At 63.8% G+C, this 6,296-nt stretch carries 8 protein-coding genes; 4 read left to right on the top strand and 4 right to left on the bottom strand.

Annotation, left to right across the window (positions count from 1 at the left end; genetic code table 11):
* Positions 1–134: 134 nt before the first annotated feature.
* Positions 135–1,415 (top strand): O-acetylhomoserine aminocarboxypropyltransferase, encoded by a 1,281-nt coding sequence (locus A9K66_RS27820; RefSeq protein WP_066989881.1) that lies wholly within the window; start codon positions 135–137, stop codon positions 1,413–1,415.
* Positions 1,416–1,420: 5 nt separating this feature from the next.
* Positions 1,421–1,765 (top strand): cupin domain-containing protein, encoded by a 345-nt coding sequence (locus A9K66_RS27825; RefSeq protein ID WP_067330127.1) that lies wholly within the window; start codon positions 1,421–1,423, stop codon positions 1,763–1,765.
* Between the two features lie 17 nt (positions 1,766–1,782).
* Here A9K66_RS27825 and A9K66_RS27830 read toward each other — a convergent pair whose 3' ends face one another.
* From A9K66_RS27830 to A9K66_RS27840, 3 genes are all read right to left on the bottom strand, one after another.
* The gene (locus tag A9K66_RS27830; protein ID WP_082954116.1) at positions 1,783–2,490 is read right to left on the bottom strand and encodes a transporter substrate-binding domain-containing protein; all 708 of its coding nucleotides are present in this window, start codon (positions 2,488–2,490) and stop codon (positions 1,783–1,785) included.
* Between the two features lie 26 nt (positions 2,491–2,516).
* Positions 2,517–3,755: a cytochrome P450 gene (locus tag A9K66_RS27835; RefSeq protein ID WP_067330223.1), complete on the bottom strand. Its 1,239-nt coding sequence runs from the start codon at positions 3,753–3,755 to the stop codon at positions 2,517–2,519.
* 132 nt (positions 3,756–3,887) lie between these two features.
* The gene (locus tag A9K66_RS27840) at positions 3,888–4,610 is read right to left on the bottom strand and encodes a hypothetical protein (RefSeq protein WP_067330131.1); all 723 of its coding nucleotides are present in this window, start codon (positions 4,608–4,610) and stop codon (positions 3,888–3,890) included.
* A 109-nt stretch (positions 4,611–4,719) separates the two neighbouring features.
* Between A9K66_RS27840 and A9K66_RS27845 the strand changes: the two genes are divergently transcribed.
* Both A9K66_RS27845 and A9K66_RS27850 read left to right on the top strand, forming a co-directional pair.
* The gene (locus A9K66_RS27845; protein WP_067330134.1) at positions 4,720–5,064 is read left to right on the top strand and encodes a hypothetical protein; all 345 of its coding nucleotides are present in this window, start codon (positions 4,720–4,722) and stop codon (positions 5,062–5,064) included.
* A 17-nt stretch (positions 5,065–5,081) separates the two neighbouring features.
* Entirely contained in the window at positions 5,082–5,609 is a 528-nt protein-coding gene (locus A9K66_RS27850) for a gamma carbonic anhydrase family protein (protein WP_067330137.1), read from the top strand.
* A gap of 35 nt (positions 5,610–5,644) precedes the next feature.
* Here the strand turns inward: A9K66_RS27850 and A9K66_RS27855 are convergent, their stop codons facing one another.
* Positions 5,645–6,193, bottom strand: a complete 549-nt coding sequence (locus A9K66_RS27855; protein ID WP_067330139.1) for an ankyrin repeat domain-containing protein — start codon at positions 6,191–6,193, stop codon at positions 5,645–5,647.
* Positions 6,194–6,296 lie beyond the last annotated feature (103 nt).

Genomic DNA, 6,296 nt, shown 5'->3' on the forward strand with positions numbered 1-6,296 from the left:
ATTCCGGGAAGAAATGGATTTTCCCGGGCGTTCGCCGCAGATCGCACGCCGAAAGGTATTTTGTTCTTTGCATTCACGACCGCGCTTGGCCAAGAATGCCCGGCGATTTTCGCAAGTTTGAGAGGGAGGCTTCGATGACCCGTACGCCCGGTTTCAACACGCTCGCCGTCCATGCCGGCGCCAAGCCGGACCCGGCGACCGGCGCGCGCGCCACGCCGATCTATCAGACCACCTCCTATGTCTTCGATGACGCCGACCACGCCGCCTCGCTGTTCGGGCTGAAGGCCTTCGGCAACATCTATACCCGCATCATGAACCCCACGCAGGCGGTTCTCGAGGAGCGTCTCGCCGCGCTCGAAGGTGGCACTGCCGCGCTGGCCGTCGCCTCCGGCCACGCCGCCCAGGTCATCGTCTTCCACAATCTGATGCGGCCGGGTGACAATTTCGTATCTGCCACAAAGCTTTATGGCGGCTCCATCAACCAATTCGGCCACGCCTTCAAGAATTATGGCTGGGAGGTCCGCTGGGCCGATACCAACGATCCATCGACCTTTGAGAGCCAAATCGACGACAACACCAGGGCGATCTTCATCGAAAGTCTCGCCAATCCGGGCGGCATCTTCGTCGACATCGAGAAGATCGGCGACATCGCTCGCAGGCACGGCCTGCCGCTGATCGTCGACAACACGCTGGCCTCGCCCTATCTCGTGCGGCCGATCGAGCATGGCGCCGATATCGTGGTGCATTCGCTCACCAAGTTCATCGGCGGCCACGGCAATTCGATCGGCGGCGCCATCGTCGACGGCGGCACCTTCGATTGGTCGAAGTCGGGCAAATACCCGATGCTCTCGGAGCCTCGCCCTGAATATGGCGGCCTCGTCCTGCACGAGACTTTCGGCAACTTCGCCTTTGCCATTGCCGCGCGCGTGCTCGGCCTGCGCGACCTCGGCCCGGCGATCTCGCCCTTCAACGCCTTCCTGATCCTGACCGGCCTGGAAACCTTGCCGCTCAGGATGCAGCGTCATTGCGACAACGCAGCGAGCGTCGCCGCCTGGCTTTCCAACCATCCGAAAGTCGCCTGGGTGAACTATCCCGGACTGCCGAGCGACAAGAACAATGCGCTGCAGAAGAAATACTCGCCGCAGGGTGCCGGCGCCGTTTTCACCTTTGGCCTCAAGGCCGGCTACGAGGCCGGCGTCAAGTTCGTCGAGGCGCTGGAACTGTTCTCGCACCTCGCCAATGTTGGCGACACCAAGTCGCTGGTCATTCACCCGGCCTCGACCACGCACCGGCAACTGTCCGACGAGCAGAAGGTAAAGGCCGGTGCCGGCCCGGACACGGTCCGCCTGTCGATCGGCATCGAGGACGTCAACGACATCGTCGCCGACCTCGAACAGGCGCTGAGCAAGGTCTGAGCGCGATGTCCGCCTTTCTCGCGCTTGATCCCGAAACTGTCGAGCCGGAGGCCGGCGCGCCGACCCCGGAACGCTTGATCTCCGGCGATCCGAAATTCCGCACCTGGAATGTCGAGGAGCGGGACGGCAGCCTTTATGCCGGCATCTGGGAAGCGACGCCGGGCAAGTGGCGCATCGTCTATGACGAATGGGAGTTCTGCCACATCCTGTCCGGCGTCTCGGTGATCGCCGAAGACGGCGGCGACGCGCGCACGGTCAAGGCCGGCGACAGTTTTGTGCTGCGGCCGGGTTTCAATGGCACCTGGGAAGTGCTCGAGACGACGCGTAAGGAATATGTGATCAAGCTGTGAAGCGCGCTTGCCGGCGGTTAGAGCAGCCGGTCGACATCCGCATCGGAGAAACCGAATCCGGCCATCAGGTCGCGGTGCCAGCGGCTTCCAAGCAGGTCGCCCAGACCGTCATCGACACGCCGCCTCAACGCGTCGTTGCCTTTGGCGACCGCAAACGCGCCGGCGGCGGGCAACCGTTCGGACGCGGGAACGTCAATGACATCGGCCAGCGCAGCCGGTCGCCGCGCGATGTAGCCGCGATGCGCCATGGCAACGCTGGCATAGGCCTGCACCATGCCGGTAGCCACCGCCTCCGCTGCCTCGGCCTGCGTGGCGAACACACTGATCCGCTCCGGCGGCACGCCATTCTCAAGTGCCGTCCGATGCTGGATCTGATTCGATATCACGCCAAGCCCCGCGGAAGGGTGGCCTGCAAGAGAGCGATAGCCCTCAAGGTCGAGCGGGTTGCCCTTGGCGACCATCAAGCCGTCCGGCAGCGACCAGATCGGGCGACTGAAGTCCACCAGCTTGCTGCGCTCTTCTGAGATGAACAGACCGGTGGTCATGTCCCAGCGACCGTCGGCCAGTCCCGGCAGCAACTCGGCGAATTCAGTCTCGACGGGCGTGAAAGCCATCGTTTCGGACATCGCGAAGATCTTCTCGGCCAGCATAGCGTCGCAGCCGCCGACTTTCCCGGATGCATCGGTGAAGCAGAAGGGAGGTTCCTGCAGAAAGGCGAATCTCATTTTCCAGGCCTTCGGATTTTTGCGGCTCAGAAGCGCACCGAGAGCGCTTCCAATCCATGAAAATGATAGGTGTCGCGGAAGCGCGGCTCTTCCGTCAGGCCTAGATCCGGCAGCCGGTCGAACAGCGTCTTCAGCGACACCTGCAACTCCAGCCTGGCCAGCGGCGCGCCGATGCAGAAGTGGATGCCGGCGCCGAACGACACGTTCTTCTGGTCCGTCCGCGCCGGGTTGAATGTGGCCGGTCCGGCGAAAGCCAGCGGGTCGTGATTGGCCATGCCGAGCAGCAGCGCCACCGTCTCTCCGGGCTTGAGCAAAATGCCCGGAGCAGCTTCCATCTCTTCATAGGCATAGCGCAGGAACATGTGCAGCGGCGCATCGTAGCGCAGGCATTCCTCGACCGTGGCGGCATTGGCCTCCGGTGTTGCAAAGAAGCGGCGCCCATCGCCGCCCTGCGCGAGGATCGTTCTCACGGCATTTCCGGTCTGGTGCACAGTCGCTTCGTGCCCTGCGTTGAGCAGAAGGATAGCTGAGGAAACCAGCTCCTCCTCCGAGAGCTTCTGGCCGTTGTCCTGGGCCTCGATCAGCAGCGAAAGCAGATCGTCGTCGGGTCTCTTGCGCCGCTCGGCGACATAGCCGCGCAGGAAAGCCGCGAAATCGTGCGCGGCGCGGTTGGCCGTCTCCTCGGTCTCGCGCGTGCGGCCGTGCATGTACATGGCGACCATCTGATGCGACCAGTCGAGCAGTTGCGGCCCCATCTCGACCGGAACGCCGAGCATCTCGGCGATGATGGTGATCGGCAAGGGCGAGGCGTAAGCGGGCAGAAGATCGACGGAGCCCGGCTCGAAGCGGTCGATCAGCTCATTGGCCAGAGCCTCGATGCGCGGCCGCAGCCGCTCGACCTGGCGCGAGACGAAGGCCCGATTGACCAGTGTCCGCAACCTCGTGTGCACCGGCGGCTCGAGCTCAAGCATCGAATTGGCTTCGATGGCGTCGAAGGCGGTCAGGTGCGAACGGTCGTCGCCAACCCCGCGGCTGTCGGGAATGCCGGCCGGGTTCTGGCGGCCGAAGCGACGATCGCGAAGCAGGCGGTTGACGTCGTCGAAGCCGCCGAAACACCAAAAACCGTAATTCTCCCAGAAGAAGGCGTTCGAAGCGCCGTGCAAGAAGGCGTAGCCCTCATACGGGTTCTGCACAAAGGCCGGTTCATGCGGGTCGAGGCGCAGGCGGCGGCTGACGGGGTCGAACGTGAGATAGGGTGGCATCATGTTCGACCAATAGCGCGCCTTGCCGGCCCGATGCCAGACCGCATCGCCGAGCCGGTCGTGCCGATACATTGAGCCAGGCTGGCCGCTGGAGAGGAAGAGCGGGTGGCGCGCCCATGGCTCCGGCGCAGCGCTTCAGCGTCCCGTCTTCAGGATACCGGCCACCTTGGTGGCGATCGCGGCATCGAGCGCTTGCCAATTTCCGAGGAGCTCACGGGGGAAACGGTAGGTGAGGCTGAGATCGTCGCCGACCTGGATGTCGCGCTCGCAGGGGGCGAGCGATTCCTCGGCAGTTGGGCCGCTCAGGCAGCGGGCGACGAACGGGTCTTTGCCGGGGCGCTCGGCGACCGCCAGGACCTCGTTGAGATAGCCCGATTTCTCGGTGAAGCCGTAGAGCTTTGTACCGCCCGGGCCGGGCGTGCCCGGCGTGACGATCAGGGCGCTGTAGATTGGGGCGAAACGGCCGCTCATGTCGCGCGACATCATCCGCGGCTCGAATGACAGGAAGATGATCTTCCTGGTCGTGGTGTGGTTGAAGTCGCCGCGCGCGGCGGTGCTGTAGCCGTCCATTTCAGGATAGCGCAGATAAAGGTCGAGGCGCGAGGCGTTTCCGTCGCGCCTGGCCTGGTCGAAGCGGATGAAGTTGGCCGGCACACTGATCACATTGTTGCTCATGACGACCTGGCGCACGGTCGTGTCGTCGGTATAGCCGGCCATGGCGATCGACCGGCCGAGCCATTTGCCGCCGAGACTGATAGCCACCGAAAGCAGGGCGAGCGCCGCGAAGACATAGAAGACCCGCTTCATCAAGGTCGAGTCGACAACCTCGAATTCCTCCGCGGCGGCTGCCTCTCTCATCGCAATTCCCCGATCCGCTCACCTGTCCTCAGGTGGCACAACTGGCGCGGCATGGCTCTTGCAGCGCGTCGGCACGACTGTGCGGTCTCATGGTAAACGGTTGGTAAAGATGGATTTCATGCTGCTCCCTCTCTACGCTTTTGCGGTCGGCCTTACGGCTTGCGGCCTCGCCGGCTCGGCGATGGAAATCGTCTGCGGCCACCGGCTGGCCTTCGCCGAACCCTATGTCACGCCTGCCCATATTGTGCGCTCGCTCGCGGTGACCGCCTGCGCCGGCCCGTTCATGCTCACCAATGATGCTCTGGCTGCGCGGCGGGAGGGGCGCATCGGCACGCTGTCGCTGCTTTCCTGCGGCTGCACGGCGATTGCGTGGGCACTGGCGCTCGGCATCGTGCTGATCACCATTGCTTCCTGGGCAACGGGTCTCCTAAGCTCCGCCGAATTCTCGGCTTGAAACGAATCGGAGAAAAGATGCCGATCTATGCGATCGACGGGAAGGCGCCCCGGTTCGAAGACGCCGAAACCAATTGGGTGGCCCCCGACGCCACGCTGATCGGCGATATCGCGATAGGCCGCAATGCCGGCTTCTGGTTCGGCGTCGTCATCCGCGGCGACGGTGAAACGATCACCATCGGCGCCGACACCAATGTGCAGGAACATACGGTCATGCACACCGATCCGGGCTATCCGCTCAGCATCGGGCAGGGCTGCACGATCGGTCATCGCGCGCTGCTGCATGGCTGCACGGTCGGCGACAACAGCCTGATCGGCATGGGCGCCATCGTTCTCAACGGCGCGAGGATCGGCAAGAATTCGCTGGTCGGCGCCGGCGCCTTGGTGACCGAAAACAAGGTTTTCCCGGACAATTCGCTGATCGTCGGCTCGCCCGCCAAGGTGATAAGGGTGCTGGATGACGCGGCAATCGAGAGGCTGCGGGTCTCGGCCGCGCACTATGTCGCCAACGGCAGGCGCTTCAAGACCGGATTGAAGGAACTCTGAGAGCGGTTCAGTCCGCCGCTTCGCCGGCGACCTTATCAACTGCGTCGGGACATCGCCTCACGCAGTAGCGACGCCCCCGCTTCGAAACCGGCGTGGTCTGCACCTTCCAGGGCGGTTTCATAGTCATCGATGCGCGTCCTGAGCGATGGATCCGCGCCCGACGCCAGCAGCAGGCGGATTGCCTCGGCGTCGCGTTTCGCCACCGCGTAATGCAGAGGGGTCCAGTCGTTGACCCCGCGCATGTTCGGGTCGGCGCCCTGCTCGAGCAGGATCTGGATAAGCTGCAGCCTGTCCGACCGCTCGGTGGATAGCGCGGCGATGATCGACGGGAAGCCGGCGGGATCCTCGTAATTCGGATTCGAACCTGCATCAAGCAACGTGGCGATGAAGCCGGTCGGGCTCCAATAGATCGCATATTCCAACGGATGGCCGAGGCCGAGCTCGAACGGCATCCTCTCGTCGTACCATCGCGCGGAGCCGCCGAGCGCCTTGCCAAGCCCATCGAAATCGCCGGCCTTGAAGGCGTCGTCTATCGCCTTGAACAGCTTGGCGCGCTCACAGCGGTCGTCAGGGATTTCCAGCATCGCCGTCCATCCAAAAATAAACGGCCATAGTGCTCCGGTCTGCCGTTACGAGAAAGGCCCGCAGGCGGCGGCAAAAAAAGCGGAGCCGGCCCGGGGACAGGGC

The organism is Mesorhizobium sp. AA23 (assembly GCF_001672435.1).
In the GTDB taxonomy this organism is placed as follows: Bacteria; Pseudomonadota; Alphaproteobacteria; order Rhizobiales; family Rhizobiaceae; genus Mesorhizobium.

What these genes read in the sequence shown, in the direction of transcription:
- A9K66_RS27820 (WP_066989881.1), top strand. Translation starts at nt 135, where the DNA reads ATGACCCGTACGCCCGGTTTCAACACGCTCGCCGTCCATGCCGGCGCC.
- A9K66_RS27825 (WP_067330127.1), top strand. Translation starts at nt 1,421, where the DNA reads ATGTCCGCCTTTCTCGCGCTTGATCCCGAAACTGTCGAGCCGGAGGCC.
- A9K66_RS27830 (WP_082954116.1), bottom strand. Translation starts at nt 2,490, where the DNA reads ATGAGATTCGCCTTTCTGCAGGAACCTCCCTTCTGCTTCACCGATGCA.
- A9K66_RS27835 (WP_067330223.1), bottom strand. Translation starts at nt 3,755, where the DNA reads ATGATGCCACCCTATCTCACGTTCGACCCCGTCAGCCGCCGCCTGCGC.
- A9K66_RS27840 (WP_067330131.1), bottom strand. Translation starts at nt 4,610, where the DNA reads ATGAGAGAGGCAGCCGCCGCGGAGGAATTCGAGGTTGTCGACTCGACC.
- A9K66_RS27845 (WP_067330134.1), top strand. Translation starts at nt 4,720, where the DNA reads ATGGATTTCATGCTGCTCCCTCTCTACGCTTTTGCGGTCGGCCTTACG.
- A9K66_RS27850 (WP_067330137.1), top strand. Translation starts at nt 5,082, where the DNA reads ATGCCGATCTATGCGATCGACGGGAAGGCGCCCCGGTTCGAAGACGCC.
- A9K66_RS27855 (WP_067330139.1), bottom strand. Translation starts at nt 6,193, where the DNA reads ATGCTGGAAATCCCTGACGACCGCTGTGAGCGCGCCAAGCTGTTCAAG.